Here is a 25,683-nt window from a genome sequence, read left to right as displayed (position 1 = left end):
CTGAATACTAGGCGGCGGCCGGAGCCTTGGCGTCGTAAGCAGCCTTCGCCTGGGCGACGATCTGCTTGAAGGTTGCCTCGTCCGTCACGGCGAGATCAGCGAGGACCTTGCGGTCGAGCGTGATGCCGGCGGCCTTGAGGCCTTCGATGAAGCGGCTGTAGGTGATGCCCTCTGCACGCACGGCGGCGTTGAGACGGGTGATCCACAGGGCGCGGATATTCCGCTTCCGGGTCTTGCGGTCACGATAGGCCCAGTATTTGGCCTTCATGCGCGCATCCTTGGCGTAGCGGAAGAGCTTGGAACGACGGCCGCGGTAACCCTTGGCGTCCTTAATGACCCGCTTGCGACGAGCGCGGCTGGCGGGCGAGTTTGTTGCACGTGGCATTTTCTAATCCCGAGGCGGTGAAGCCTCGAGCTCCTTGGAACCAGCTGTTTTTTTTGCGATCCGGGGACTCACCAGTTCCGTAATCCCCACCCGGAGGCGGGGAAGTCCATCGGATCGATGCTACTTACGCAAACGGCAGATTTGCCTTGATGCGGGCCACATCGGTGTCGTGCACCAGTGCGGCTTTAGACAGCTTGCGTTTCCGCTTGGCTGACTTGCACTCAAGCAAATGCCGACGGCTGCTGCGGGTACGGATCACCTTTCCTTTGGCGGTGACCTTGAAGCGCTTGGCAACCGATTTGCGCGTCTTGCTGCGTGCGATTGGCTTTGGCATGGGAAGGTGTGGAAAGTAGCGGTTCTGTACCGACTAGCAAACAAATTCTTTCACCCGGGCTTTCCGGGACAAGAATATTGTCTGATTCGGGCTCAAAATTTCCCCCTAAACCTCTGGCGGCGCGATGGATGCGGGCACGAGGATGGCGTCGGTCATGCCGTGAATGAGCTTTTTGTCGTCGGGCACGATGGTGGTCAGCGCGCCGCCGCAGGTTGTTTCCGTCTCTCCGACGAAGTAATACGGGCAGAGCCGGACACGGCCGCGCATCCGGCGCAGCTCGCCGGAGCTTTCGTCGAGGTAATCGTGATTGACCAGCCGCCCGGCATGGAACTGCTGGATGATGTGAGGATGATTTTCGTAATCCGCGAGGGCAGACTGCAACTCCTGCTGCCACTGCGCCTGCGGGAGATCCTGCGCCACCACCACTCCGCGCGATCCCCAGGCGGTCTCGGAAAAGCCGCTGATCTTGAGGATGAGCGAGCGCTGCTTCTGGCTAAACCTGCCGACCTCGTCCCAGGAATGCACGTCGAGACGCGGCAGTACGGCATGAAACGGCAGCGGCTCCGGATTAGCCAGCCAAGTGTAGGGAATGACCTTGCGAAGAGCGACGAGGTTTCGCTCGCCGAGCTCCCTCAGCCAGAACTGCTCCAGCGGCTTCAGCCAGAACAAGGCAAACCAAAGCTTCTCCTCCAGATAAGTCTTGAATGGAGGGGTGACGTGGATTTCTCCCGCCAGCGCTTTTTCCCGGAGCTGAACGGACGACCGGACATTGGCCAGATCGAACAATTCAAAAAACCGGTAAACATTCGTTTGCCAGTCATCCCGAGGCGCATCCTCCACCACGCGCCACGTGCCAATTTGACTGCGCGTACCATTTAGCTTGGCCGAGAGCCATTCCATCTCGGGGCGGTAGGTCGATGCTTCCTCGGAAACAACGATATCTCCACCGGGCAGGATCGAGGCAAACCCATCCAGCATTCCGTCGGGACCGCCCAAGATCGTCTCCCCCTGCCCTGCGTAGACGCCAGAGAGCCAGGCGGTGAGCCCGATGCCTCCCGGCACATTGTCGAGTTCGGCGATGATAAAGCCATCGTCGGTCAGGATGATATCCGGGCGAATGACCCTCGGAGTATCCATCGCAAAGATCTTCTCCCTCTGAATCGCCACGAGATCGACTGGCTTGCCGCGCTCGAGCAGGTTGGCAATCCACGAGGGTTGTCTGCCCACGATGCTGAAGCGATAGAGCTGGTTGCAGGCCCGGACAAACTTCGTCAGTCGATAGCCGAGCTTGTTCAGCTCTTCCACAAAGTCCTCATCCAAAGGAAAAGCCGAGGGCGCGACCCGCCACGATTTCTCATGAAACAGACCGCCCTCTGGCAGGGCATCCCGAATGCTTTGGGCTACGGAAAGCGTGCTCATATGAGATAGCGAAGGGCCTGGCGGATCAACTCCTCTGCGTCGCCCGCAGCTGCCGGTGTCTTGTCGAGGACCTGCTTCACGGCCTTGTGAGCGTCGACCTGCTTGTAGCCGAGAGAGATCAGGGCCAGCACCGCATCGTGAATGGCATGGTCGCGCGGTCCCGGGGCGTTTGCCGCGCTGGCTGCCTCCCACTCCGCCGCAACCCCCACCTTGTCCTTGAGCTCCAGAACGATGCGCTCGGCCGTCTTCTTTCCGACCCCGCTGATACGGGATATCGCAACGATATCCCCGGCGACGACCGCCGCCTTGAAGGACTCGACACTCATTCCGCTGAGTACGGCCAGCCCCATCTTGGGACCGACGCCGGTGACGTGATTGACGAGCAACCGAAATAGATCCCGCTCCCCGGCCGTGACGAACCCGTAAAGCACATGGGCGTCCTCCCGGACGACAAGATGCGTGAGGATGCGGGTCCTTGCTCCCACTTGCGGGAGCTTCTCAAAACTTGATAGCGGAATCATGACGTGATAGCCGACTCCATGAACATTGATAACGAGGTGCGTAGGCAGGGCCTCGGCGAGTTCGCCTTCCAAAAATGCGATCATGATCAAAGCTCCCTGTAGCAGACCTCTTCAAAAACTCAAATCCACTATCGCGTTACTCGTCATTACCATGATGATTGCGCAGGCGGAAGAACCTTGGCGTCTACTTATCGAACCGAGCTATGAGCCTCACGATGCCGAATGGCCAATCCCCGGGGCAGAACGCACAGTACTCGTTCCAGCCAGGTTGGTTGACGGGGAAATTTCGCCTCTGAAACGCACTGAGATCAAGGACATGGGTGTCACGCGCAAGGACATCCTTGCTCAGGCTATCCCTGCTGCCTCCGCTATACTCAAGGAACTGAAGCCCAACTATATCCGCGACGCAAACGGGGTTATTGCCTATGCAATGATCCAGTCGGATAGTCCCCTCACCGCCTCGGCGGTGCTGGCTCCTGAATTTCCCACGATGTTCGATAAAAAGCTCGGCCCGGATGTCATTGTGGCAATCCCGTCGAGACATGTGATCTACATTTTTCCGAAACTCTCCTCCATTTCCCAAGATATGGCCGAAGAGGTGATTCTGGAATATGAAGCATCTCCCTACCCTGTGTCTCGCGAGCTGTTTTCCTTTGTAAATGGCAGATTCGTTGCCGTCGGTCGCTATCGCTAATCATGATCAAAGACATCACTGAAGTCCTTTTTGACGAGGCAACCATCCTCGGTCGACTCGATATCCTGGCACGGAAGATCACCGCGGAGTATGAGGGCAAGGACCTCACCATCGTGGCACTGCTAAATGGCAGCGTGATTTTCATGGCAGATTTGCTACGCCGCATCCCCCTGCCCCTGCAGGTCGACTGTCTCGCCGTGTCAAGCTACCACGGTACCCAGAGCAAGGGTTCTGTCACCTTCCGACAGACCCCCGTGGCCGATCTTTCCAATCGCCATGTGCTTGTACTCGACGACATTCTGGATACTGGCACTACCCTGCGGACCGTGCTGGACCATTTTGCCCAGGACAAAACGATCTTGAGCCTCAGGTCCTGCGTGCTGCTGCGCAAGCTGATCGCTCAACCCAGAAAAGCGGAGGCTGATTTCATCGCCTTCGACATCCCCGATGCCTTCGTGGTCGGCTATGGACTCGACTATAACGAACGCTACCGCAATCTGCCGCTTGTGGGCGTACTGGGACCCGAGGCGATTGCCCGCTACGCGGGTCGGTAAATCAAAGCGCTCCGCGCGCTAGACCGACGGAGCAAGCGCGAATGTGCAGTAGGCGGCATAGCCGGCTACAACGAAGGCCAGGGCGGCGAGAGCATAAAGTGCTACGCCTACCACATCCTTCTTTTCGACATTGCGCGGAATCGGAGAGGTGCTGACAAAGTTGACCGGGCGGGCGCTTTGCTGGGCGACCTCGGCCACTTTGCTGGACGTGCTGGAAGGCAACGGCTGAGAAGCGCCGCTTTCCTCCTCGCCCTGATAAACCGCCGGGATGCGGCCAAAGCGAATCTCGTCCCCATGTTTCAGGATGGCGTCGGTCACCTGCTCCTCATTGAGGAAGGTGCCATTGGTCGAGCCAAGGTCATGGAGATGATACTCTCCATTCTCAAACACCAGCTCCGCGTGGTGACTCGATACTGAGCCATCGTCGATCTGGAGCGAGTTATCGGCCAAACGACCTACCGTTATCTTGTCTTCGGAAAGATCGTGGGAAATCTTGTTCTCGTCCGAGAGAAAGACCTGAATCTGGGGCATGGCGTACTACTAAGCGGAATTTTTGTACCGGGCAACCTCTTTGGCGAACTCGGAAAAGAAATACGACGCATCGTGCGGCCCAGGAGAAGCCTCCGGGTGATACTGGACGCTGAACGCAGGCTGTTCCTTGTGGCGGAGTCCGGCCACGGTTCCGTCATTGAGGTTCACGTGAGTCACTTCGACGTCACCGGGTAGCGAGTCGGGGTCGACTGCGTAGCCGTGATTCTGTGAGGTGATAGCGACCTTGCCGGAGCGCAAATCCTGCACCGGCTGATTCGCGCCACGATGTCCAAACTTCAGCTTGAAAGTCTTTCCCCCCAGGGCAAGCGCCAGAATCTGGTGACCCAGGCAGATGCCAAAGATCGGTTTCTTGCCGATGATCTCACGCACGGTGGCGTGTGCGTACTCCAGAGCCGCCGGGTCGCCCGGTCCATTTGACAGAAAAACCCCATCGGGATTGAGCGCCAATACCTCGGCGGCAGGAGTGGAGGCCGGTACGACAGTCACGTCAAAACCGTGCCGCCGCAGCGAGCGAAGGATGTTCTTTTTCATGCCGAAATCGTAGGCAACGATCTTGTGCTCGGCAGGAGCCAGTTCCTCAAAAATATTTCCCTTGCCGTCGACTACGACTTTCTGGGCGTACTCGGCCTTTGCGCAAACCCACTTGCCACTTTCGAGAGCGTTGGGGTCCCATTGATACTTTGAGGACGGGGTGACCTCCTTGACGAAATCGATACCGTCATACGAAGCCTCGCGAGCCATGCGCACGGCCTCCTCATCGGAAACCTCACCCACCACGATGGCAGCCCTCAATGAGCCACCAGTGCGGAGCTTTCGAGTCAGTGCACGCGTGTCGATGCCCTGAATGCCTGGGATGCCATACTTCTCGAGATATTCGGGAAGTGTGCTCTGGGCACGCCAGTTGCTGGGAATGGCGCTGAGTTCTTCGATGACGAATCCACGCACGTGAGGAGCCTCACTCTCCACATCGGTGAAGTTGATGCCATAGTTGCCGATCAGCGGGTACGTCATGGCAACGATCTGGCCGCGATACGATGGATCGGTCAGGATTTCCTGATACCCCGTCATGGAGGTGTTGAAACAGATTTCCCCCGCTTGGTTAACCTTCGCGCCAAATGATTCGCCCCGAAAAATCGTCCCGTCTTCCAAGGCCAAAACCGCTTTCGTCATAAAGGGACATGAAAGCGGCAATCTGGCGTGACGAAAAGGGGATTTTTGCACCCGATTTCAGGTTCCAGGCAATCCCCCTGCTCTTGGGAAGGGAGAGTTCGTCGTTGTCAGCAACCGGGATCAGGTTTATTGTGGAAGCCATCGAGTTCCGCCATGAGGAATCGTGAGTCCAATCATCATCGAGCGCAGGCGACCACTCCGGGTGCTGCGCCCGATATATCAGCAACCTGAGACATCCAACGTCATGAGCAATCCCATACCTGAAGAAATCGGCACGACCTCCACTGAATTTGATGAGACTCCGCCTCCGGCCTGTAAATGCGTCGAAGGAGCCAAGAGCGCCTATGCGGCGAGCCGCAAATACGTGCGAGAAAACCCCATCCCGGTTATCGCCGGCGCCTTCGCCCTCGGTTTGGGACTGGGCTATCTCTTGAGCCAGCGCGAGGAGAAAGAAAAGGACACGGCCCAGGCGGCCCGAGAGCTCCTCGATACGGCGTATTCCGAGCTGCGGGAGAAGATTCCCCAGCTGAAACAGCGTTACGCCGAGACCCAGTCCAACATTGTCGAGCAGGCCCAGGCCCTCGGCAGCAAGCTGAAATGGTGGTAAATCATGAGCGCATCCATTGATGACACCCTCGGCAAGGGAGTGCAAAGTGCCTGCAAGACGCTCGACGCTACCTGCAAGGATTGCGAAGAGCAGATCCGTAGCGCTCCACTCGCTTCCGTTCTGGTCGCTGCCCTTATCGGGTATGTCCTGCACTTCCTGCCTATAGGACTGATTGTCCGGCTCAAGATTCGTATCTTCCTGGCTTTGCTCAAGCCTGCTTTGCTCCTTTTCGGTGCTTACAAGCTCTATGAGTTCATCGCGGCCCAAGTGCAGGCCAACAGCCGCACTCTGGTCGAAGGTGCGCATGAGCCGGTGATCGATTCACCGACAGGACCGACCACCTGAAAGCGATCGGCTTCAACCACACTATCGCAACCTGATCCGAAAGGCGGCCTAGGCCGCCTTTCGTTTTTTGGTCTTCGGGGGTTCCGGCACCTCTCCTGTTTTCAACGACTTGAGGGAAACGATCCCGACAATTCGCAGTTCGCGGTCGACGACCGGCATATGTTCGAGTCCATTCTCCAACATGATCTTTTTTGCTTCGTCGGACGATTGATCTTCATAGCAGTACACTGCCTCGCTCAGTTCCGTTTCCCCTATGGTGGTGGACTCTGGATCGTGTCCGAACCGCGCAGCAGATCGCTCGGGATTGAGATCGTTCGTCCGTCCAACGAGCTTATCGCCCTTGGCGACAGGAAACTTCTCTGTATTGAGCCGTTTCAACTTTTCCCCCGCTGATTTGGTCGAGGTGGTCACGTCGAGAGCGGATGGGTGGGCCGAAGCTACATCCCTCACCCGCCCCCCTTTTTTGGATTCCTTTTGCTTCATATCCACAAGGAACGCAAATGCCCGGGTGGGCGGCCCTGAACTTTTTTCGCAGAGGTAAAATATGCACCTGAGTTTCCCTCTCATCCTGACAAGAAGGCATCCAGGCCACCCCCGAAATCGATTCATCGACATGGAAACGACGACATTTCTCCCTCGTATTGCCTTGTTCGTTCGGGATGGCGAGATTCTCGGCCAGATCGAACGAATCCTCCGGGACCACTATTCCAGCCTGCTAGTCATCAGCGAACGGGAAAAGCTTCAGGAGATCGATTCCCCGATCATTGTGATCACGGATTCCATCCAGGAAGTCGCCTTGATCCGGGATATTCCTCCCGTCGACGGCACGGAAATCCTCGTGGTAGCTAGGGATGACGACAATGAAATGCTTTCCGCCGCCTTTGACAGTGGCGCGACCGACTATCTGGCCTACCCTTTCGCGGAAGCAGAGGTCATTACAAAAACCGAGAAATACCTCACGCCATTCCGGGACGAGTAAGCTCCCTTCCAGGTATTTCCCAATCGAATCGATCTTTGCGTTGGCACTCTCCTGGCACAGAACGTAGTATGCTGGGAGAGTCATGGAAGATCGAGGCCGTGCATTGTCCATTTTTATCGTCGAGAACCACGAGGACACCCTCCAATATCTTGGCAAGTATCTTTCCATGGTAGGTCATTCGGTGCGCAGCGCGCGCGACATGGCCTCCGCTCTTGAGGACCTGCGATCGGTCCCGGTAGATGTCCTGATATCCGACATCGGTCTTCCCGATGGGGATGGGTGGGAGTTGATGCGCCGCATCCGGGAAAGTGGCGTGCTTCCCTTTGGGATCGCGATGAGCGGATACGGAATGCGAGCTGACAAGGAAAAAAGCCTTTCCGCTGGATTTCGCCATCATTTGGTCAAACCCTTCGGTCCCGACGAACTCGATACCGTCCTGAAGGAAGCTGCCGCTGAGATTTCCGCCCAGTAAGGCGCTGCCCCGGTCAGGGCATAACCTGACCACGCCATCCGTATCCTAGCGATGGCACCCATCGATACACGCAGGTATGCCAGCCGAGGCGATGCCCTTCAAAACGAAAGGAACACTATGCTTAGTTGGGCACTCACATTCTTGGTTGTAGCACTGATAGCAGCAGCGCTCGGATTCAGCGGCATTGCGGGATCCGCAGCCTGGATTGCTCAGGTGCTGTTTGGTTTATTCCTCATTCTGTTCATCATTTCCCTCATCTTCCGGGGACGGCCTCCGGTCGCCTGATGAACAAAGCGGGAATCGACTCCCCCTTGCTGGGAGGTGAAGCTTGTCATCCCTCTGTGGACGTGTTGCTCTTGTAGCGATGGCTACGGTAGAGGATGACTCGATAAACCCGAATGGTGACCACGGGCAGCGGTTCGAGCCACTGCTCGACGCCCTGCCCGTGGGTCGCCTCAGCGTTGACCGGGAAAACATCATCCGGCAATGGAGCAAGGGCGCTGCCGCAATATTTGGATGGGATGCACACGAGGTCATGGGACAGCCGCTCCATAAATTGGTGGATTGGAATCGCGTGAGCGAAAACACCGGTGGTTCCGTTCAGGAACAGGAGGTGGAAACCACACGCAAGTCCGGCGAACCCGTGGAACTCAAGCTCCTGCATCTTGCTGATTCCGTCGACGAGACGCTCATCCTGGCGGAGGATATCACGGAGCAAAAGTTCCTCGAACGCGCTCTCCTGGAAGCAACAGAACGGGAGCAACGCCGAATCGGCCAGGAACTTCATGATCATCTCTGCCAGCACTTGTTAGGCGCGGCATTCGCCGCTAAAGCGCTGGCAGGGGCCTTGGAGCGGGATGGCTCCAATCACGCCTCGGCGCTCCATGATCTCGCCAGGCTCATCAATGACTCCGTCACTCAGGCTCGGGATATATCCCGAGGCCTGCATCCGGTGGAACTTGACTCAGCCGGGCTTATGTCGGCTTTGCAGGAACTTGCGACGCGCGCCAGCCATTCGATTCGATGCGACTTCCACTGCAAGAAGAACATCCTTGTGGAGAATTCCATCGCCGCGCGCAATGCGTACCGAATCGCCCAAGAGGCGGTGACCACAGCCATCCAGCAATCTGGAGCCTCCCATATCACCCTCACCCTTTCGAAGAAGAACGATTCGATTTGCCTCGAAATTCTCGATAATGGAAAGTCCGAGGGTGAATTGACCAAGGAGCCCTACGGAACTGCTGTTCGTACCCTGCGCTACAGGGCGCAGGCAATGCGAGGTGAAGTCCATTTTCATTTTGAGCCCGGCAGAGGGACCCGGGTGATCTGTACATTTCCAAATCCTCATGAGTGACTCGAAAACAGACAAGGCCACTGAAGCCAAGCGCCGGGTATTGATCGTGGATGACCATCCGGTATTCCGCCACGGTATCACGGCATTGATCAACGCAGAGGCGGATCTGGAGGTCTGCGGTGAAGCTGCCTCCTCGCCTTCCGCCCTGGAGGCCATGCGCACTCTGAAGCCGGATGTAGCTCTCCTGGACATTTCTCTGCCGGGAACCAATGGTATTGAGCTGATCAAACTCATGAAGTCGGAGCAGCCCAAGCTCCCTCTCCTCATGCTCTCAATGCACGACGAATCTCTCTACGCCCTCCGTGCACTCAAAGCGGGAGCATTGGGCTACGTCATGAAAGCGGAGGCCCTGACACACGTCCTCGACGCCCTTCGCAAGGTCCTTAAAGGAGAAATCTACGTCAGCCCCAGGCTTAGCGAGCGTCTAATCTTCCAGGCGATCCAGACTGCGGAGGGCGGCAGTGGATCACCAGTCGACCGACTTTCCGATCGTGAGCTGGAGGTGCTTGAGCTCCTCGGACGCGGCTATGGCACCAAGGAAATCGCCGGAGAACTGCACCTGAGTGTAAAGACGATCGAAACCCATCGTGCGCATATCAAGGAGAAGCTCGGATTTCGCGACGCCGGTGAGATGGTGCGCTTTGCCATCGACTGGGTTGCCCAGGAGAAAGCCTGATCTTTCCGCACTTGGACGCTGAAAAGGCCACACTCACAATGTGGCCTTTTCTTTTTTAGGAAATGTCGCTCGGCATCAAGACTCTGTGGGCTGCCAGAGGACAGCGCCTGGCATATCGCTGAATGCCATTGCCAAATCCAGCTTGCCATCAGTTTCCATGGCCGCCTCCGTGAGCAGGTTGCACCACGTTCCCAGAGACAGCCCTTTGACAGTAGTCCCTTTCCAGATCTCACCCCAGGGAGTTTCTCCGAGGCCGGCGAAGAAACGAGGCACACACACGACCAGTATTCCATCGCTGGAGGTGCGCTGGTAGGCAATCACCCGGTGACTCAGCGGCCCATCGACCTCAAGAGGCTGGTAGTCTCCATCGCCAAACAGGCGTTGATGGTCGCGGCGGAATCGCAGCAGGGAGCGGATGGCAAAGAGCTTCATCCGCCCATCTTCCACGTGAGACAGAAGATTCCTGGGACACTCGCTTGAAACCTCATCCAAAAGCTTCCGACGCAAGCCGTAGTCAACCGGGCGTCGATTGTCCGGATCTACCAGACTGAGGTCCAGCAGTTCAGTGCCTTGATAGAAATCCGGCACTCCGGGACAAGTACATTTCAGGACGGTTTGGACCAGGGAGTTCCATGCACCCAGTCGGGCCAGCCTTGCCGTGAAAGCCGAGAAGCTGGAGAGAAATTCCTGACTCCTCTCCGCATCGAGAATTGCGTCAATAAACTTCATGACCGCTTCCTCCCACGCAGCGTTGGGCTCTGTCCAACTGCTGTTGACCTTGGCCTCCTTCAACGCCTTCGTCATATACTCCTGAACCCGGGCCACGATACTTTCCCGTAAAACATCGTCGACTTCTCCGATCGGCCAGATGCCAGCGAGAGCCTGATAAAGCAGATACTCCTCGTTCGGTGAGGGAGCGATGAGATCATCGATCTTCGTCCGATGCTTGCGATTCATCCGCGACCACGCACGTATTGCGGAATTCCAGTCCTCCGGGATTTCGGACAAGGCGACAAGCCTCATCCGAGTATCCTCGCTCCTCTTGGTGTCATGCGTTGAGGTCGCCAGCATGCAATGAGGCCAGCGCTCAGCTCGCTCCTGATTCAGGCGATGAAATTCCTCGATGGAGATACCGAACATGCCGGGATTTCCTCCCACCTCATTCAGCGCCACGAGCCGGTTGTAGATGTAGAATGTGGTATCCTCCAGTCCCTTGGCCATCACCGGCCCACTGCATTGCTGGAACCGCATGACAAAATCCACATGTGCCTTGCGTTGTTCCTCGGTGAGCCGATCAGGCAGTTTGAGCAAGAGCACTCCCCTGAGAAAGTCGAATACCGCTTTTTCGATGGTGGGATTGCGTCGACGCGCTGCCACGATGGCCCGCAAAATGACTTTCTCATCCAGAGGCGACACGACCCCGTCCTCGCTGACGTATGTTCTGTAAACCGGGAAACAGGCAATCACCTCCTCGACGGCACTGGTCAGGGTATTCTGTGTCAGATCCCTGAAGTCACGATGAAGTTCGGACAACTCATTCAACCGCCGCCCCAAGGCAGAGACCTCACTCCGCAGCAGGATGTCCATCGTGAGTTTCTTTTTGGCATAGACCAGATCCGCGTAGATCAGGTCCTCGTCGATGAAGCGCGAGTAAAGCCGGTCAAAGGCCTTGTGGTTCCGGCCGTCGACCAGCACCTGTACAGCCTGATTTGCGAATTCATACCCAGTCGTTCCATGAACCGGCCAGTCCGCTGGCAATTCCTCGCGAGCCACCTCAAGAATTTTTTCAACCACGAGGTAGAGTGGCTTGTCCGTGCTGGTCCCAGCCATCTTGGCAACGCGATCCTGAAGTCGCTGCACATATTGCCGGGGATTCCACAGGCCATCAATGTGGTCAATTCGCAGCCCTGTGACCGCCCCTCTGGCCAGGAGTTCGAAAACCAGCTTGTGGGCAGCCTCAAATACCTCAGGAATCTCGATGCGGATCGCCGCAAGCGTATTGATATCAAAAAAACGGCGGTAGTTGATTTCCTCTGCCGCCACCCGCCAATAGCTCAGCCGGTAATATTGCCCCTCGAGCAATTCATGGAGCGCATCAAAAGAAGCAGGGTCGCCCTTCGTCCCAGCGAAAGACTTCAAGGCAAGATCGATCGCATGCCGAATCCGCGGTCGGACAGCGATCTCCGCCAGACGACTCTTCGCCTTCTGTTTCGCGTCAGGCTCGTCTGTGACACGGCCCAAAGCCCCAAAACTGGCGATGACATCGCGCATCATATCCAGCTCCTCTCCCTCAAGGCTCGCGAGAGTCGCACGCAGGATCAAGGGATATGTCCGAGGATTGATCGGTAAACGGGTTTCATAATAATTGAGAACAAAAGCGCCATCCTGAAAAACGAGATGGAAGTCATCATTCTCCAGCACCCGCCCGTAACGATCCCCCAGGATGGGAAGCAGCACACGATCCGCCAGCGCCTCCTTGCCGGACTGCCAATCGATATCAAAATAGCGGGCATAGGGAGAGGCAATACCATCCTCGAGCGTCTCAAGCCACCAGGTATTCAAGGACTCGCCGATACCCATGTGGTTTGGAACAAAATCCAGCACCTGCCCCATTGATCGCTCCTTCAGCCCCTGGCTGAAGGCATGAAAATCCGAGGCATCACCCACTGCGGGATTCAGCCGGTTATGATCCGCAACGTCGTAGCCGTGCGTGCTCGTTGGCGACGCCTGAAAATAAGGAGAGGAATAGACATCACTGATGCCGAGGTCACTCAGATAGTCCAGGATTTCCAGTGCATCGCGTACAGTAAAGCCCGCATGAAACTGAAGACGATAAGTTGCCGACGGAATACGGGGAAAATTTTGCTCGCTCATTGCACCTGCTGGGTCGCCTTTTCGCGGGAGAGGCCGTGTTTGAGCACGACGATGGATCTCGCCTCGACAGGGATGGGAGCCGCCGCGGAATGACGTGTCTTCGCCGTCAGGAAACCCTCTGGAAGATTCGTGTCGAGTATCATCTCCCACCCTGCCCGGCTGTTCTTGATGCGCGGCAACTTGAACTCGATCTGCTCGTGGTGTGCATTGAAAAGCACGACAAAGGTATCGTCGGTGATCGGTTCACCCTTGAAGTTGCGTACATCCATGCCAAGCCCGCTCAACAGGACTCCCATTGAACGCGCATAGCCCACCGACCACTCCTCGTCCGACATCTCGTGGCCATCAGGATTAAACCACATGATGTCTTTGATTCCAAGACCGCGGATCGGCCGTCCCTGAAAGAACTTCGGCCGCCGAAAAACAGAGTGAGTCTTTCGGAACTGGATCAAACGGGAGACAAACTCCGTCAATTGATGCTGTTCGGGAGATTGCTCCCACGAGAACCAGGACAGCTCGTTATCCTGGCAGTACACGTTGTTGTTGCCGGCCTGAGAGCGGGCAAACTCATCACCGCCCGAAATCATGGGCACACCCTGCGAGAGAAGAAGCGTGGTCAGGAAGTTCCGAATCTGCCGCTGGCGGAGCGCGAGAATTCCGGTGTCTTCCGTCGGTCCTTCTGCTCCGCAGTTCCAGCTATTATTACTACTATCGCCGTCGGAACCCCCCTCCTGATTCGCGTCGTTGTGCTTCTCATTATAGCTCACGAGATCGTGCATGGTAAATCCATCGTGCGCAGTGATGAAATTGATGCTCGCGTACGGACGTTTGCCATCGCTTTGATAAAGGTCGGAACTTCCCGTCAGACGGGAGGCAAATTCCCCGATGTTACCCTCATCGCCCTTCCAATACTTGCGAATGCAATCGCGGTACTTTCCGTTCCATTCCGCCCAGAGAACCGGGAAGTTGCCCACCTGATACCCTCCCTCACCGACATCCCAGGGTTCTGCAATAAGCTTCACTCGGGAGATCACCGGATCCTGGTGAATAATGTCGAAGAAGGCCGAGAGCCGGTTCACCTCGTGCAATTCGCGGGCCAGGGTGGATGCGAGATCGAATCGGAAGCCGTCCACATGCATCTCCTGGACCCAATAGCGCAGGCTATCCATGATCATCTGGAGCGTGCGTGGATGCATCATGTTCAGCGAGTTTCCGCAGCCCGTATAATCCATGTAATAGCGCCGATCATCACCCACCAGACGGTAGTACGAGGCATTATCCACTCCGCGGAAGCTCAGCGTGGGTCCCATGTGATTGCCCTCGCCAGTATGGTTGTAGACGACATCCAGGATCACCTCGATGCCCGCCGCGTGAAGCCGTTTCACCATCTCCTTAAACTCCCGCACCTGGTCTCCCAGGTACCCAGAGCTTGAGTAGGCCCAATGCGGAGCAAAGTACCCGATTGAGTTATATCCCCAGTAATTCGCCAGGCCCTTTTTCTCCAGATAGTCGTCGTTTACGAAATGATGCACCGGCAGGAGTTCCACGGCAGTGACTCCGAGTTTCGTAAAGTACTCGATGGCAAAGTCGCTGCCCAACGCAGCGTAGCTGCCGCGAATATCCTCGGGGATCTCCGGGCAAAGCTTGGAAAATCCTTTGACATGGACCTCATAAATAACTGACTCCGCCAACGGCACGTCGAGCTTGCGATCACCATTCCAGTCAAAACCATTGGCCACTACGACGGATTTGGGCATGCCGGCGGAGTTGTCACGAGTGTCGGGGTGCAAATCGGCGTCATCTCCCCCGAATTGATAGGCAAACATCTCGTCACACCATTTGATCGGACCAGCGATAGCCTTGGCATAGGGATCGAGGAGAAGCTTGCTGTCGTTGAAACGATGACCTGCAGCCGGATCATAAGGACCCGAAACCCGATACGCATAGAGCTGCCCGTGGCCAATGCCAGGCAGAAAGCAGTGCCAGACGTCATCAGTGCGTTCCTTCACACTGATACGGGCGGACGGTTCGGTATCGTCAGGCCCGTTGAAGAGGCAAAGCTCCACTCCAGTGGCGTTCTGCGAAAAGATTGCGAAATTCGTTCCCTCCGGAGTAACCGTAGCCCCAAGAGGATACGAGCGTCCCAGCCACACCGTCGGTTTGTTATCGTCTGCCATAAGTTATACCTTTGATTCCCTGTTATTAAGAAGTCGTTCTCCCGCCCCCATCGGCACGGAGAGAAAGTCCGGTCGGTAGTTCAATTCGTAGCCGATCTCGTACACGGATTTGTCCAAGAGAAAGAGGAGTAGCAAAAACTGAAAATCCTGCTCAGAGGCTGGGAGGAAAGAGGCATCCCCGGCCTCGCTTCGGTAGCCGTCGAGAAAGGCTTTACTCACTACGCCCAACCATCGCTCAGCCCACGGCTTAAGACGCGGACGATCCTCGGGTTTCTGGCGATTCAACGAGACCTGCACCGCGTAATCAAATGATCGCATCATTCCAGCGACATCGACCAACGAGCACTTTTTTAACCGTCGCTCACCGAGACTGCGCCGCGGCTCGCCTTCAAAGTCCAGGATGACGAAATCGTTTCCGGTATTGAGCACCTGACCAAGATGGTAGTCTCCATGGACACGAATTTTATCGAGGTGCACCCGATGGCGGAGCAGTTCCTGGTAGGAATCGAGTATGCGAGGAGTTGTGGCAAGCCAGGAGATGGCAACCTCGCGAGATTCGGCGGGCAGAGATGGAAGCTTCCGGGTCACCATGACCTCAGTGCGCCGCAACTGGCTCCGCATCGTCTGGTAAAGAGATCTTTGATAGAGCGAGCTGACAGCCTCGGGTGCAAACTCAGGCAGTTCGGTTACCGATGCCAGGCACGCATGTAAAGCTGCTGTCCGCTGACCAAGTTGTTGAGCGCGCTGCGGGATAACCTGCTCAATGATCTCGTCAAACTGCCCTGTGGCTTCCGCCTGCACCTCCACGGAGACGACCTGCTCAAAGAACCTGCCAACAGCATCAAGCATGTAGCTCCATCCATCGCCCTGGTTCTTGACGAAAGAAGTCAGGAGACCAGCGGCCCCTTCCTCATCATTCAGTCGACAGCGAATCTCGCCTCCGAAACGCGGCGAATAAGGAAATCCTCGCTCAGACAGCACTCGGAGGATCTCTGCATCCGGATGAGGTCCATCGGTAAATATGCGGAAGAACTTGAACATCCACTCGTCGCCGTATGCGAGGGCTGTATTGGACTGTTCGCCACCCAAGACCCGGGAGGCAGGTGCGCCGCCCGATATGCCGTCACCCTTGATGCCACGCAGGTGATGCCGGGAATCTCCCCATCGGAGTTCCCCTGTCAGCATATCCCATATCCGACCCCGACCCTCCGGAGTATAAAGGAGGTCCCAGAGGACCCGACCATCAGTAAACCGCGCCACCATTGCCGGACTGGTGGAGACGTCTCCTGCATCTTCTGCCCCAATCGCCAGAGCGAGGATCTGGGTCATTGGATCACCATCCGTGAAGGTGAGCTCCAGGAGAATGATCCGGCTGTTTCCAGAAGGGTCGGCAAAGCTCTCGCGAACCTTCGCGAGTCGGAGGATACGATCCTTTTGCCCATACCACCGACAGGATGATAGATAGCCCGGAAGGATGGCCGTCTCAAGGTGATCGATGAGTCCTTCGGACCATTCACCCGCCAAGGCAATCTCCGGAACAACCGCAGCCTCGGCGCCAGGCTTTGACGCCATTGTCGACTTGAGGAGCAGCCAATAGAAGCCATGAGGACCTACGGTAAAGGTGACCGGTGCGTCCTTGATCTCAAAGAACACACCGCCGCCGAACATCTCCTCGGCCCGGGAACCCTTGAACTCCGAAAGATCCAGTTCGAGGCATTGAGAAAATCGCGACAGGTTTGCCACGACGAGAATCACCTCATCTGCATCCCGTCGCAGGAAGGTCAACACCTTCGCGTTGTCTGGCCGGAGAAACTCGAGAGTGCCATGAGAGAAGGCCGGGTGGCGCTTGCGTGCATCAACAACCCGCCTCATCCACCAGAAAAGTGATGAGAGGTTTTTCATATGCACATCGACATTGACTGCCTCGTAATGAAACTCCGGATCGATGATGACAGGTAAAAAGAGCTGCTGGGGATTGGCCCGAGAGAAGCCGGCATTCCGATCCGCGCTCCATTGCATGGGAGTACGCACGCCATTCCGATCGCCCAGGTAGAAGTTATCCCCCATCCCGATCTCGTCGCCGTAATAGATTATCGGGGTGCCGGGAAGCGAGAGAAGAAGTGAGTTCACCAGCTCGATTTTCCGGCGATTATTATCCAGCAATGGAGCAAGGCGGCGGCGGATACCGAGATTGATCCTCGCTCGGGGATCTTCCGCATAAAGACGGTACATGTAGTCCCGCTCTTCGTCCGTCACCATCTCCAAAGTCAATTCATCGTGATTGCGGAGAAAGATCGCCCACTGGCACTCTGCGGGGATCTCCGGAGTCTGCTCAAGGATATCGATGATCGGAAAACGATCCTCCATTTGAACGCTCATGAAAATTCTCGGCATGAGCGGAAAATGGAAGGACATATGACACTCATCCCCTTGGCCAAAGTAAGCGACTGCATCCTCCGGCCACTGGTTTGCCTCGGCCAGCAGCATGCGGCCCGCATAGTTTTCCTCCACATGCCTGCGGAGCTTTCTCAGGTAGGCGTGCGTTTCCGGTAGATTTTCACACGATGTCCCTTCTCTTTCAAAAAGGTAGGGAATTGCATCCAGGCGTAATCCGTCGACCCCCAGCTTCAACCAGAAATCCAGAACCTCAAAAACTGCCTGCTGCACATGCGGGCTGTCAAAGTTGAGGTCGGGCTGATGTGAGTAAAACCGGTGCCAGTAGTAGGCCTTGGCGACAGGGTCCCACGCCCAGTTGGAAGACTCAAAATCCTTGAAGATGATGCGGGCCTCCTCAAACTTTCTCGGGTTATCGCTCCAGACGTAAAAATCGCGCTCGGCAGAGCCGACAGGCGCGCGCCTCGCTCGTTGAAACCAGGCATGTTGATCCGAAGTGTGGTTGATGACCAGTTCGGTAATCACCTTCAGGTTTCGCTTATGAGCCTCGGCCAGAAACTCCTGAAAGTCCTCCAGCGTTCCGTAGGACGGGTTTACCGCCATGTAATCGGCGATGTCATACCCGTCATCACGCAACGGCGACGGATAAAAAGGAAGAAGCCAGAGAGCTGTAACCCCGAGTTCCTCGAAGTATCCAAGCCGCTCCGTCAAGCCTCGGAAATCCCCGATTCCATCGCCGGAGCTATCAGCGAATGACCTCACATGCAGTTCATAAATGACTGCGTCTTTATACCACTGGGCGGATGACACGTTATGCATCGGCAAGTTCGATAGTATTCGCGGCTCCCCGCCCCGCCGCGTGTCTTGTTCCGACCCGAGTTCAGATTTTAGTCAAGAATCCGGCAGGACCCAAGAACGATCTTGGCTCAATGCCTGGGTCTTCGCACGTGGGACATCAGCGGCGGGCCAGACTGGCAACCACAGTCACCAACTCGGCAGGTTCCACCGGCTTGGCGAGATGCATGTGAAATCCCGCGCTGATGGCGCGGCGTCGATCGTCCGATCGGGCAAATGCGGTGAGCGCCAGCGCAGGTACGTGCCCCCCCTTCTCCCTCGACCGCAGTCGCACCTCGCGGATTAGTCCATACCCATCCTGACCCGGCATGCCGATATCGCTGACCAGAACGTCCGGCACCCGGGAATCCAGCTGACTCAAAGCCTCGGAGGCGGAGCTGGCCGTTCGCACACTCGCGCCACGCTGTGCGAGAATCGAGCGAAGGAGCTCCCGCGCATCGCCGTCATCATCGACCACGAGCACCCGGGTTCCCAGCAATGTCGGCACCCCTTCGCTTGCTGGAGGAGGCTCAACGGGCACTGCGACTTCCTTTTCCTTCTCCCTTACTTCCTTATGTGCAGCGGCCACTGGCAGAGAAACGACAAATGTTGCACCCTGCCCCTGGCCAGGGCTGGTGGCTCGCACCGAACCACCGTGCAGTTCCACGAGTTGCTTCACGATGGACAGACCCAGTCCGAGTCCCTGATGCTTGCGCATCGTCGACGAGTCCTGCTGGCGGAAACGATCAAAGACATGAGGCAGGAACTCGGCCACGATTCCCTCGCCGGAGTCGCTCACGGAAATCTCCAGATGGGATTTGATCCGTTCCAGTGTCGTGGTGATTCTTCCGCCGGCCGGGGTAAATTTCACCGCGTTGCTCAGAAGATTCCAAACGATTTGCTGCAGGCGCATGGGATCGCCCGTCACCGGCCCCGACAAGGGGTCGAGTACCCGTACCATGCGAATCTTTTTCGCCGCGGCCCCAGGCTCTGCCGCGTCGAGAGCGGCCTCGACGACTTCCACGATATTGACCGTCTGAACATCGAGACGCAACCTCCCGGAAAGAATGCGACTCATGTCGAGCAGATCATCGATCAGCTTGGCCTGAGCACGGGCATTGCGCTCGATCGTTTCAAGAGCTTGCGGCACGGTCTCTGAGGGCAGGCTGCCGCTCCGCAAAAGCTGTACCCAGCCCAGCATCGCTGTCAGCGGAGTGCGCATTTCGTGACTGACCGTGGCAAGAAATTCGTCTTTTAACAAAGCCGTGCGCTCGGCTTGCACCCGGGCAGCCTGCTCCATTTTCAGCAAGGCATCGCCTTGTTCCTCCGCCTCCTTGCGCTCGTTGATGTCGATGCAACTTCCCATGTACCCGAGGAAGACTCCATCCTGGCCGAAAATGGGGATGCCACGATCCATTACCCACCGGTAGACGCCATCGCTCCGACGCAGGCGGTAGTCCATTTCAAAGGGCTGCCTGGCCTCGAAGTTGTTTGAGTAGGTTTCCAAACAGTATGCGTAATCATCGGGATGTACGGACCCTGCCCAACCGTTCCCGATCTCCTGCTCCAACGACCGACCGGTAAACTCCAGCCAAGGTTTATTGAACCACGTCGTCGCCTTGGACGTATCGCTCATCCAGATCAAGACTGGTGCCTGATCAGCCAGCCGCCGGAATCGCTCTTCGCTAGCGCGCAGGGATTCATTCAGATTGTGGGAATCCTCAATATCCGTCGCGCTGCCAAACCAACCGATCAAGACACCCGAGGAGTCGCGTGACGGCCGAACCCGCACCTCGTGCCAGCGATAGACCCCGCTTCCCAGCTTGATGCGAAAAGACATGTGAAATTCGCATTCCTTGGCCCGTGCCTCTTCCCACCGCTCCTTCACGGAATCCACATCCTCGGGGTGAATCACTTTCGTCCATCCGTAGTTCCTCGCTTCGTTCAGGGGAAGGTTCAGCGACTCCGTCCAGCGACGATTGATATAGGAAAGCTCACCCTCTGGAGAGGACTTCCAGATCAGGTGGGGAATGGCGTCGAGAATCTCTCGCTGACGCTCCTCTGCCGCCTCGATCCGCGCCTGTCCACTAGCAATCTCCGCCTTCGCCTGCTCGGCCCTCCTGCGGCTCCGATGCAGAGACTCGCAGACAATGGAGATCAGGATTCCGATGATGAGAAAAAAGACCGTGATCACCATCGTCGCGACATCACCAGAGCGCGCTTGAGGGGACAAAAAGGTCCATCCGCAAATAAGGGATAAGCCTACAGCGAGCAGGCCAGGATAAAGACCGCCCACCCATGCAGATACGATCACCGCACAGAGAAACGCAGCATATGGCGAACGATCTCCCAGCATGGGCATGATAAGTCCCCATCTGGTCAGCGACGCTAATGCTACCGATAGCACGGCGACGCCGAACGCAAAGAATCGAGTGGTTGGTGCCATCAGATAATAATTCATACTAAACGCCTTGCTCATGATGGCAGCAAGAGCGAAGGGCATCAGGGAATGACCTGAGCAGAGGCTCGGCAACGCGCTCGGGCATCGTCCTTACCTGTAGTGCTGGAGGTGTTTCCAAAAGATTCCCTCAAGTCACGCAACTGGTTCTTTCTGGGGAGCGATTACCCGGAGTGCTTCCGGCACCGCCTCCAATCGGATGGGTGCGCCTCCATAAGGTACTCCGTCCAGATGCACCGGCAGCTTGCGAAATGCGGATATCTTCACCCGGCGCGCCGAGAAGAGCTCCAATTTTGGACAAAAATGCCTGCGCCCCTGGCTGATTGAAATGAAGTGGCGTATCAACTCGTATTTGGAGAATCGGCGAAACACTGCCACGGTGAGCTTGCCATCGTTGAGCCGCGCCGCGGGCGCAACAGCAAAGCCGCTGCCGTAATAGGGGCCATTGGCGACAGCAACAAGCAAGGCGCGCATTACCAGGGAATTTCCGGACAAGTGGGAGGAGGAGAACTTGCGCCTCCTTTCCTTGGGAAGCGCTGCTGCCACTGATGAATCAAACTCCAGCCTCATGCGCTGGGCGCTGTAGTTCATGGTCAGTCGGGCAAATTGCAGAATTCGTCCCCAGCGCCCGGTCTTGATTTCCTCTCCAAGGGGAAACAGCGCGGCATCGAGTCCCGCTCCGGCAGCTTCGAAGAAGTACCGCTCGTCATTGGCGATCCCGACATCGACCGGGCGCTCTTGTCCTTCGCAAATGATGCGGCAGGCCGCCTCTATGTCCGGCGGTATATTGAGCGACCTTGCAATATTGTTATAGGTGCCAAGTGGAATGATACCCAATGTGACGGGACGGCGCACAATGGTCCGTGCCACCACACTCACCGTGCCGTCACCTCCCCCGACGAGCAAATGCGAGACTCCCCGCTCCATGGCCTCCCCGGCGATCTGATCGGCCGACAGATCCGGCGTGATCATCCGGACTTCGAGGCCGGGAAAACGTGGAGAGAGGCGCTTTTTGAGTTCGGCCAGACGATCGCCGCCAGCATTCTGTTTTCCCGCCGCTTCATTCACAATGAGCACCGCAGTAGAGCTGCTCCCCTTCACCTTGCCTGCACTCGATAAAACCCTGCTCATCGTGGGATACATCGCGCGAAGTCACAGATCTGGTCCCATGAACCCGCGCAGATCGTTGATGTTTTTCGATTCCCGTTTATGACCACGCATACCGAATACCCCATCTTGGTCGGCATTGGCGATATCAGGGAAAAAGATCCATTCGCCCTGACCGAGCACATTCGCTATCTCGCGAAGCATCATCATGACTTCGAGTCCTATCGCGACAAGCTTGAGGCTTTGGTGGAAGGTCACCGTGGAGAGACAGGCAGTGTATGGCGGATTTATGAGGATTTTCTGACCCTGCTCGACCTCTACGAGGAGACGCTGGAAACCGGTTCCTTTGACGTGGAAACGGTCCGCAAAAGGGTTGAGGCATTCGATCTCCATCTGAACGGCGAGGAACCCAGCCCCACGCTGCCCGAGAAGCCCTCACCTTCAGCCTCGTGATCGTTACGGAGAAATCCTTGCCAGGTCCCGCCTAAACTGTCAGTTGAGAACCCTCGGTCCGCGAGGAAGCACTCAACTTAAATACGACGATGGCACAGTTTCCCAAGGAACAGTCAACCGACGGCGAGTTTCAGCGACAAGCCGATGAATTTCGCGAAATTGTTGCTCCTGGAACAAAATACGAACCGGAAAGCGCTCGCTACCATCTGTATGTTTCTCTAGCCTGTCCATGGGCGCACCGGACGCTCATCGCCAGGAAACTCCTGGGTCTCGAAGAGACAATCTCCTGCAGCATCGTCGATCCTATCCGTGACGAACGGGGATGGGCTTTTCGCTCGCCTGGAGAACCCGATCCAGTCAATGGATTCTCCTTCCTGGCAGAGGCATACCGTGCCAGCGATGCCGGATTTGATGGGCGGGTGACTGTTCCCGTCCTCTGGGATCGAAAAACCTCGCGCATTGTCAACAACTCGGAGGATGATATCTGCCGAATGTTCGCCGAGGCATTTCTTCCCTTCCACAAATGGAAGGTTGATCTTTTTCCGTCAGCCCATTCGCACAGTCAGGAAGCTCTGAGCAATGCGATTTACGAGAAGGTCAACAACGGGGTCTATCGTGCAGGATTTGCAACCTCTCAAAAGGCGTACGAACGAGCCGCCAACTCCCTCTTTGAAATGCTCGATGAACTCGAGTCCATTCTATCGAGCCAGCGCTTTCTCATCACGAGTCACCCTGTCGAGAGCGACTGGCGGGCATTCTGCACGCTCATCCGGTTCGATCCCGTGTACCACGGGCATTTCAAATGCAATCTTCGACGGATCGTAGATTACCCCAACCTTTCCGGATATCTGCGCGATCTGTATCAATGGCCCGGCGTCGCAGAAACAGTGAATCTCGACCACATCAAGCGCCACTATTATGTGACGCATGATGATATCAATCCCACCCGCATCGTTCCGATCGGGCCGGAGACATCGTATCTCCACGGCCCGAGCGGTCGGGATCAGATGCCCTAGCGGCCAGCGCTGAAGAACTCGTAACTGTCCACGAGAGCTTCCCAACTGGCCTGGATGATATTGTCGGACACGCCGACCGTGCCCCAGTTGGTGTTACCATCTGTGGACTCGATCAGAACCCGGGTGCGCGCAGCGGTTCCTCGGGCACCATCGACGATGCGTACCTTGTAATCCGTCAGGCGCAACGTATCGATCCACGGGTAGAAAGGACGCAGGGCCTTGCGCAATGCCGCATCCAGAGCATTTACCGGACCATCGCCCTCCGCCACGGTATACTCTGGCACTCCGCCGACGATCAATTTGACGGTTGCTTCGCAAAGATCAGAGCCATTCGTCCCAAGATTGCGGTAGTTACAGTGGTATTCCTTCAATTCGAAGAGTGGACGGTACAGGCCGAGCGCCTTGCGGATCAGGAGATTGAAGGAGCCTTCAGCTGCTTCGAATTCGTACCCCTCGTTCTCCGCCGCCTTGATCTTGGTGAGGATCTCAGAAACCTGGGCAGAGCCTTTCTCGAGTTCGAACCCGAGGGCCTTGGCTCGCATGAGCACGTTAGTTTGCCCCGACATGTCGGAGACCACGATGGTCTGGCGATTGCCAACGAGGCTGGGATCGATGTGCTCGTAGGTACGCGCGAGCTTCTGTACGGCGTGGACATGCAGGCCCCCCTTGTGGGTGAAAGCCGCAGCCCCCACGTAGGGCGCCCGGATGTCATGCGGAACATTGGCGAGTTCATCAACGAAGACGGAGACTTCCCTCATCTGTGTCAGATCGGGAACAACAGGAATATTGTACTTGAGCTGCAACGTCGGGATGACGCTCACGAGGTTGCAATTTCCCACTCGCTCGCCGTAACCGTTGATTGTGCCCTGGACCTGTGAAGCGCCAGCTTCTACCGCGGCAAGAGCGTTGGCGACTCCGAGTCCGCTGTCGTTGTGAGTATGGATGCCCACCGAGGCACCGAGATGCGCAACTGCGGTTCGGGTGACCTCGCCCACAAACCCGGGCAGCGAGCCTCCGTTCGTGTCACAAAGGATCACGAGATCCGCCCCGGCATCCTTCGCGGCCTTGATTGTTGCGAGCGAATACGCTGGATCTTCGCGATAGCTGTCAAAAAAATGTTCCGCGTCGTAAAAGACCTCACGCCCGTGTGCCTTGAGGTACTTCACAGTGTCGGCGATCATCGCGAGGTTCTCCTCAAGACAAACCCCAAAGACTTCGGTGACATGCAATGGCCATGTCTTGCCCACGATGGTTACCACGGGCGTTTCCGCTGCGAGCAGCATCCGCACCTGGGAATCTTCCTCCACGCTGATGCGTCCTCGACGCGTCATGCCGAAGGCCGCGATTTTGGCGTGCTTCCACTCCTGTTTGGCGGCCTCTTCAAAAAAGGCGGCATCACGAGGATTGGAACCCGGCCAGCCCCCCTCAATATAATCGATACCAAAGGCGTCGAGTCGCTGGGCAACCCGAATCTTGTCCAACACCGAGAAGGAGATTCCGGTGCCCTGCGTGCCATCACGCAGTGTGGTATCGTAGATCGAGACGGTTTTCTGGCTCATTGGAAAAGACGACCAGTATATGATACCGGTCGCCTGGACGCAATGCCCAGCCTCAACCAAGAAGGTCGGGGCGGCGCTCCCGTGTCAGATCCAAAGCTCGTTGCCGCCTCCATTTTTCGATTGCAGCGTGATTTCCCGACATGAGCACATCCGGAACACTCCAGCCGTTAAACACCTCTGGCCGAGTGAAATGCGGATGATCCAGCACTCCAGTGGAAAAGGAATCCTGTACCGCGCTATCGGCGTCGCCGAGCACTCCAGGGATGAGCCGGACGATCGCGTCGGTGACGACCAGGGCTGCGAGTGCGCCGTTGGTTAAAACATAGTCGCCGATGGAGATCTCATCATCCACGAGATGATCTGCCACTCGCTGGTCGACTCCTTCGTAATGGCCACAAATCATGACGATATGCGAGACTTCGCGGTACTCCTCCGCGATGCGTTGTTGAAATGGTCGCCCCTGCGGCGTCATGAGCACCACCTTCGTATCGGGAGTGCGGAGTTCCTGCAGTGCCCGGTAGATCGGCTCGATTTTCATCACCATCCCCGGTCCGCCACCGTACGGGGTGTCATCCGTGGTGCGATGCTTGTCGACCGCCCACTGACGGAGATCGACCGCCTCAAGCTCGGCGAGGCCCTTGTCCTGGGCACGCTTGAGGATACTTCCCTCAAGGAGACCACGGCACATGGCAGGAAAAATCGTAAGTATTTGGATTTTCAAGGCAGGAGGGCATGATTCCTCTTATAAT

The 25,683-nt window shown here is 56.7% G+C and carries 26 protein-coding genes; 11 read left to right on the top strand and 15 right to left on the bottom strand.

What is annotated here, in order from left to right:
* Nucleotides 1-7 precede the first annotated feature (7 nt).
* The 4 genes from rplT to ruvA form a co-directional block, all read right to left on the bottom strand.
* Nucleotides 8-385 carry a 50S ribosomal protein L20 gene (rplT, locus tag TSACC_RS12485; protein WP_075079597.1) on the bottom strand — a complete coding sequence of 126 codons (378 nt, stop codon included), beginning with the start codon at nucleotides 383-385 and terminating at the stop codon, nucleotides 8-10.
* 124 nt (nucleotides 386-509) lie between these two features.
* Entirely contained in the window at nucleotides 510-719 is a 210-nt protein-coding gene (rpmI, locus tag TSACC_RS12480) for a 50S ribosomal protein L35 (protein ID WP_075079596.1), read from the bottom strand.
* Nucleotides 720-824: 105 nt separating this feature from the next.
* Nucleotides 825-2,138, bottom strand: coding sequence for a hypothetical protein (locus tag TSACC_RS12475; protein WP_075079595.1), 1,314 nt, complete (start codon nucleotides 2,136-2,138; stop codon nucleotides 825-827).
* Nucleotides 2,135-2,743, bottom strand: coding sequence for a Holliday junction branch migration protein RuvA (gene ruvA, locus TSACC_RS12470; RefSeq protein WP_075079594.1), 609 nt, complete (start codon nucleotides 2,741-2,743; stop codon nucleotides 2,135-2,137). The genes TSACC_RS12475 and ruvA overlap by 4 nt, the downstream gene beginning before the upstream one ends.
* On the opposite strand from ruvA, the gene TSACC_RS21855 reads away from it, so the two are divergent.
* Complete coding sequence (locus tag TSACC_RS21855; protein WP_153811408.1) at nucleotides 2,742-3,353, top strand: DUF1444 domain-containing protein; 612 nt, start codon at nucleotides 2,742-2,744, stop codon at nucleotides 3,351-3,353. The genes ruvA and TSACC_RS21855 overlap by 2 nt on opposite strands.
* 2 nt (nucleotides 3,354-3,355) lie before the next feature.
* Nucleotides 3,356-3,907, top strand: a complete 552-nt coding sequence (gene hpt, locus TSACC_RS12460; protein ID WP_075079592.1) for a hypoxanthine phosphoribosyltransferase — start codon at nucleotides 3,356-3,358, stop codon at nucleotides 3,905-3,907.
* An 18-nt stretch (nucleotides 3,908-3,925) separates the two neighbouring features.
* Here hpt and TSACC_RS12455 read toward each other — a convergent pair whose 3' ends face one another.
* Genes TSACC_RS12455 through TSACC_RS22415 form a run of 3 tightly spaced genes read right to left on the bottom strand, consistent with a single transcriptional unit; the run spans nucleotide 3,926 to nucleotide 5,771 of the window.
* Nucleotides 3,926-4,438 (bottom strand): FHA domain-containing protein, encoded by a 513-nt coding sequence (locus TSACC_RS12455; RefSeq protein ID WP_075079591.1) that lies wholly within the window; start codon nucleotides 4,436-4,438, stop codon nucleotides 3,926-3,928.
* 9 nt (nucleotides 4,439-4,447) lie between these two features.
* Nucleotides 4,448-5,629: a glutamine-hydrolyzing carbamoyl-phosphate synthase small subunit gene (gene carA, locus TSACC_RS12450; RefSeq protein WP_075079590.1), complete on the bottom strand. Its 1,182-nt coding sequence runs from the start codon at nucleotides 5,627-5,629 to the stop codon at nucleotides 4,448-4,450.
* Complete coding sequence (locus tag TSACC_RS22415; protein WP_237764016.1) at nucleotides 5,559-5,771, bottom strand: hypothetical protein; 213 nt, start codon at nucleotides 5,769-5,771, stop codon at nucleotides 5,559-5,561. The genes carA and TSACC_RS22415 overlap by 71 nt, the downstream gene beginning before the upstream one ends.
* A gap of 102 nt (nucleotides 5,772-5,873) precedes the next feature.
* On the opposite strand from TSACC_RS22415, the gene TSACC_RS12445 reads away from it, so the two are divergent.
* Together TSACC_RS12445 and TSACC_RS12440 are read left to right on the top strand one after the other, a co-directional pair.
* Nucleotides 5,874-6,236 (top strand): hypothetical protein, encoded by a 363-nt coding sequence (locus TSACC_RS12445; RefSeq protein ID WP_075079589.1) that lies wholly within the window; start codon nucleotides 5,874-5,876, stop codon nucleotides 6,234-6,236.
* Nucleotides 6,237-6,239: 3 nt separating this feature from the next.
* Nucleotides 6,240-6,581, top strand: a complete 342-nt coding sequence (locus tag TSACC_RS12440; protein WP_075079588.1) for a hypothetical protein — start codon at nucleotides 6,240-6,242, stop codon at nucleotides 6,579-6,581.
* Nucleotides 6,582-6,629: 48 nt separating this feature from the next.
* Here the strand turns inward: TSACC_RS12440 and TSACC_RS12435 are convergent, their stop codons facing one another.
* On the bottom strand, nucleotides 6,630-7,064 hold the full coding sequence (locus TSACC_RS12435; RefSeq protein ID WP_075079587.1) for a CBS domain-containing protein: 435 nt from the start codon (nucleotides 7,062-7,064) through the stop codon (nucleotides 6,630-6,632).
* A gap of 130 nt (nucleotides 7,065-7,194) precedes the next feature.
* Between TSACC_RS12435 and TSACC_RS12430 the strand changes: the two genes are divergently transcribed.
* The 5 genes from TSACC_RS12430 (at nucleotide 7,195) to TSACC_RS12410 (ending at nucleotide 10,062) form a co-directional block, all read left to right on the top strand.
* The gene (locus TSACC_RS12430) at nucleotides 7,195-7,560 is read left to right on the top strand and encodes a response regulator (protein ID WP_075079586.1); all 366 of its coding nucleotides are present in this window, start codon (nucleotides 7,195-7,197) and stop codon (nucleotides 7,558-7,560) included.
* Nucleotides 7,561-7,642: 82 nt separating this feature from the next.
* Nucleotides 7,643-8,032, top strand: a complete 390-nt coding sequence (locus TSACC_RS12425; RefSeq protein ID WP_084400432.1) for a response regulator — start codon at nucleotides 7,643-7,645, stop codon at nucleotides 8,030-8,032.
* 117 nt (nucleotides 8,033-8,149) lie between these two features.
* On the top strand, nucleotides 8,150-8,317 hold the full coding sequence (locus TSACC_RS12420; protein ID WP_075080723.1) for a DUF1328 domain-containing protein: 168 nt from the start codon (nucleotides 8,150-8,152) through the stop codon (nucleotides 8,315-8,317).
* A gap of 79 nt (nucleotides 8,318-8,396) precedes the next feature.
* Nucleotides 8,397-9,386, top strand: coding sequence for a PAS domain-containing sensor histidine kinase (locus tag TSACC_RS12415; RefSeq protein WP_075079584.1), 990 nt, complete (start codon nucleotides 8,397-8,399; stop codon nucleotides 9,384-9,386).
* On the top strand, nucleotides 9,379-10,062 hold the full coding sequence (locus TSACC_RS12410; RefSeq protein ID WP_075079583.1) for a response regulator: 684 nt from the start codon (nucleotides 9,379-9,381) through the stop codon (nucleotides 10,060-10,062). Before TSACC_RS12415 ends, TSACC_RS12410 begins: the two co-directional genes overlap by 8 nt.
* A gap of 75 nt (nucleotides 10,063-10,137) precedes the next feature.
* Here the strand turns inward: TSACC_RS12410 and treY are convergent, their stop codons facing one another.
* The 5 genes from treY to TSACC_RS12385 all read right to left on the bottom strand — a co-directional run bounded on the left by treY (nucleotide 10,138) and on the right by TSACC_RS12385 (nucleotide 21,930).
* Complete coding sequence (gene treY / locus TSACC_RS12405) at nucleotides 10,138-12,936, bottom strand: malto-oligosyltrehalose synthase (protein WP_075079582.1); 2,799 nt, start codon at nucleotides 12,934-12,936, stop codon at nucleotides 10,138-10,140.
* Entirely contained in the window at nucleotides 12,933-15,113 is a 2,181-nt protein-coding gene (gene glgX / locus TSACC_RS12400) for a glycogen debranching protein GlgX (RefSeq protein WP_075079581.1), read from the bottom strand. The genes treY and glgX overlap by 4 nt, the downstream gene beginning before the upstream one ends.
* Before the next feature lie 3 nt (nucleotides 15,114-15,116).
* A complete protein-coding gene (gene treS, locus TSACC_RS12395; RefSeq protein WP_075079580.1) occupies nucleotides 15,117-18,326 on the bottom strand; it encodes a maltose alpha-D-glucosyltransferase in 3,210 nt (1,069 codons plus the stop codon).
* A gap of 136 nt (nucleotides 18,327-18,462) precedes the next feature.
* A complete protein-coding gene (locus TSACC_RS12390) occupies nucleotides 18,463-20,787 on the bottom strand; it encodes a hybrid sensor histidine kinase/response regulator (protein WP_169809628.1) in 2,325 nt (774 codons plus the stop codon).
* A gap of 147 nt (nucleotides 20,788-20,934) precedes the next feature.
* Nucleotides 20,935-21,930, bottom strand: coding sequence for a diacylglycerol/lipid kinase family protein (locus TSACC_RS12385; RefSeq protein WP_169809627.1), 996 nt, complete (start codon nucleotides 21,928-21,930; stop codon nucleotides 20,935-20,937).
* Between the two features lie 78 nt (nucleotides 21,931-22,008).
* Between TSACC_RS12385 and TSACC_RS12380 the strand changes: the two genes are divergently transcribed.
* Complete coding sequence (locus tag TSACC_RS12380) at nucleotides 22,009-22,359, top strand: hypothetical protein (protein ID WP_075079577.1); 351 nt, start codon at nucleotides 22,009-22,011, stop codon at nucleotides 22,357-22,359.
* 89 nt (nucleotides 22,360-22,448) lie between these two features.
* Nucleotides 22,449-23,375, top strand: a complete 927-nt coding sequence (locus TSACC_RS12375) for a glutathione S-transferase family protein (RefSeq protein WP_075079576.1) — start codon at nucleotides 22,449-22,451, stop codon at nucleotides 23,373-23,375.
* On the opposite strand, the gene cimA is transcribed toward TSACC_RS12375, so the two are convergent.
* Together cimA and trmD are read right to left on the bottom strand one after the other, a co-directional pair.
* Nucleotides 23,372-24,934: a citramalate synthase gene (gene cimA, locus TSACC_RS12370; RefSeq protein ID WP_075079575.1), complete on the bottom strand. Its 1,563-nt coding sequence runs from the start codon at nucleotides 24,932-24,934 to the stop codon at nucleotides 23,372-23,374. The genes TSACC_RS12375 and cimA overlap by 4 nt on opposite strands.
* Before the next feature lie 52 nt (nucleotides 24,935-24,986).
* On the bottom strand, nucleotides 24,987-25,655 hold the full coding sequence (gene trmD / locus TSACC_RS12365; RefSeq protein WP_075079574.1) for a tRNA (guanosine(37)-N1)-methyltransferase TrmD: 669 nt from the start codon (nucleotides 25,653-25,655) through the stop codon (nucleotides 24,987-24,989).
* Between the last annotated feature and the right edge of the window lie 28 nt (nucleotides 25,656-25,683).

Origin of the sequence: Terrimicrobium sacchariphilum (assembly GCF_001613545.1) — a bacterium.
Taxonomy (GTDB): Bacteria; Verrucomicrobiota; Verrucomicrobiia; order Chthoniobacterales; family Terrimicrobiaceae; genus Terrimicrobium; species Terrimicrobium sacchariphilum.
This window is presented reverse-complemented; position numbering and strand designations above follow the sequence as displayed.

What these genes read in the sequence shown, in the direction of transcription:
- ruvA (WP_075079594.1), bottom strand. Translation starts at nt 2,743, where the DNA reads ATGATCGCATTTTTGGAAGGCGAACTCGCCGAGGCCCTGCCTACGCAC.
- TSACC_RS12420 (WP_075080723.1), top strand. Translation starts at nt 8,150, where the DNA reads ATGCTTAGTTGGGCACTCACATTCTTGGTTGTAGCACTGATAGCAGCA.
- TSACC_RS12440 (WP_075079588.1), top strand. Translation starts at nt 6,240, where the DNA reads ATGAGCGCATCCATTGATGACACCCTCGGCAAGGGAGTGCAAAGTGCC.
- TSACC_RS12445 (WP_075079589.1), top strand. Translation starts at nt 5,874, where the DNA reads ATGAGCAATCCCATACCTGAAGAAATCGGCACGACCTCCACTGAATTT.
- TSACC_RS12435 (WP_075079587.1), bottom strand. Translation starts at nt 7,064, where the DNA reads ATGAAGCAAAAGGAATCCAAAAAAGGGGGGCGGGTGAGGGATGTAGCT.
- treY (WP_075079582.1), bottom strand. Translation starts at nt 12,936, where the DNA reads ATGAGCGAGCAAAATTTTCCCCGTATTCCGTCGGCAACTTATCGTCTT.
- cimA (WP_075079575.1), bottom strand. Translation starts at nt 24,934, where the DNA reads ATGAGCCAGAAAACCGTCTCGATCTACGATACCACACTGCGTGATGGC.
- TSACC_RS22415 (WP_237764016.1), bottom strand. Translation starts at nt 5,771, where the DNA reads ATGGCTTCCACAATAAACCTGATCCCGGTTGCTGACAACGACGAACTC.
- TSACC_RS12380 (WP_075079577.1), top strand. Translation starts at nt 22,009, where the DNA reads ATGACCACGCATACCGAATACCCCATCTTGGTCGGCATTGGCGATATC.
- TSACC_RS12375 (WP_075079576.1), top strand. Translation starts at nt 22,449, where the DNA reads ATGGCACAGTTTCCCAAGGAACAGTCAACCGACGGCGAGTTTCAGCGA.
- glgX (WP_075079581.1), bottom strand. Translation starts at nt 15,113, where the DNA reads ATGGCAGACGATAACAAACCGACGGTGTGGCTGGGACGCTCGTATCCT.
- TSACC_RS12390 (WP_169809628.1), bottom strand. Translation starts at nt 20,787, where the DNA reads ATGGCACCAACCACTCGATTCTTTGCGTTCGGCGTCGCCGTGCTATCG.
- rplT (WP_075079597.1), bottom strand. Translation starts at nt 385, where the DNA reads ATGCCACGTGCAACAAACTCGCCCGCCAGCCGCGCTCGTCGCAAGCGG.
- treS (WP_075079580.1), bottom strand. Translation starts at nt 18,326, where the DNA reads ATGCATAACGTGTCATCCGCCCAGTGGTATAAAGACGCAGTCATTTAT.
- carA (WP_075079590.1), bottom strand. Translation starts at nt 5,629, where the DNA reads ATGACGAAAGCGGTTTTGGCCTTGGAAGACGGGACGATTTTTCGGGGC.
- hpt (WP_075079592.1), top strand. Translation starts at nt 3,356, where the DNA reads ATGATCAAAGACATCACTGAAGTCCTTTTTGACGAGGCAACCATCCTC.
- TSACC_RS12385 (WP_169809627.1), bottom strand. Translation starts at nt 21,930, where the DNA reads ATGAGCAGGGTTTTATCGAGTGCAGGCAAGGTGAAGGGGAGCAGCTCT.
- TSACC_RS12410 (WP_075079583.1), top strand. Translation starts at nt 9,379, where the DNA reads ATGAGTGACTCGAAAACAGACAAGGCCACTGAAGCCAAGCGCCGGGTA.
- TSACC_RS12455 (WP_075079591.1), bottom strand. Translation starts at nt 4,438, where the DNA reads ATGCCCCAGATTCAGGTCTTTCTCTCGGACGAGAACAAGATTTCCCAC.
- TSACC_RS12415 (WP_075079584.1), top strand. Translation starts at nt 8,397, where the DNA reads ATGGCTACGGTAGAGGATGACTCGATAAACCCGAATGGTGACCACGGG.
- rpmI (WP_075079596.1), bottom strand. Translation starts at nt 719, where the DNA reads ATGCCAAAGCCAATCGCACGCAGCAAGACGCGCAAATCGGTTGCCAAG.
- TSACC_RS12430 (WP_075079586.1), top strand. Translation starts at nt 7,195, where the DNA reads ATGGAAACGACGACATTTCTCCCTCGTATTGCCTTGTTCGTTCGGGAT.
- TSACC_RS12425 (WP_084400432.1), top strand. Translation starts at nt 7,643, where the DNA reads ATGGAAGATCGAGGCCGTGCATTGTCCATTTTTATCGTCGAGAACCAC.
- TSACC_RS12475 (WP_075079595.1), bottom strand. Translation starts at nt 2,138, where the DNA reads ATGAGCACGCTTTCCGTAGCCCAAAGCATTCGGGATGCCCTGCCAGAG.
- TSACC_RS21855 (WP_153811408.1), top strand. Translation starts at nt 2,742, where the DNA reads ATGATCAAAGCTCCCTGTAGCAGACCTCTTCAAAAACTCAAATCCACT.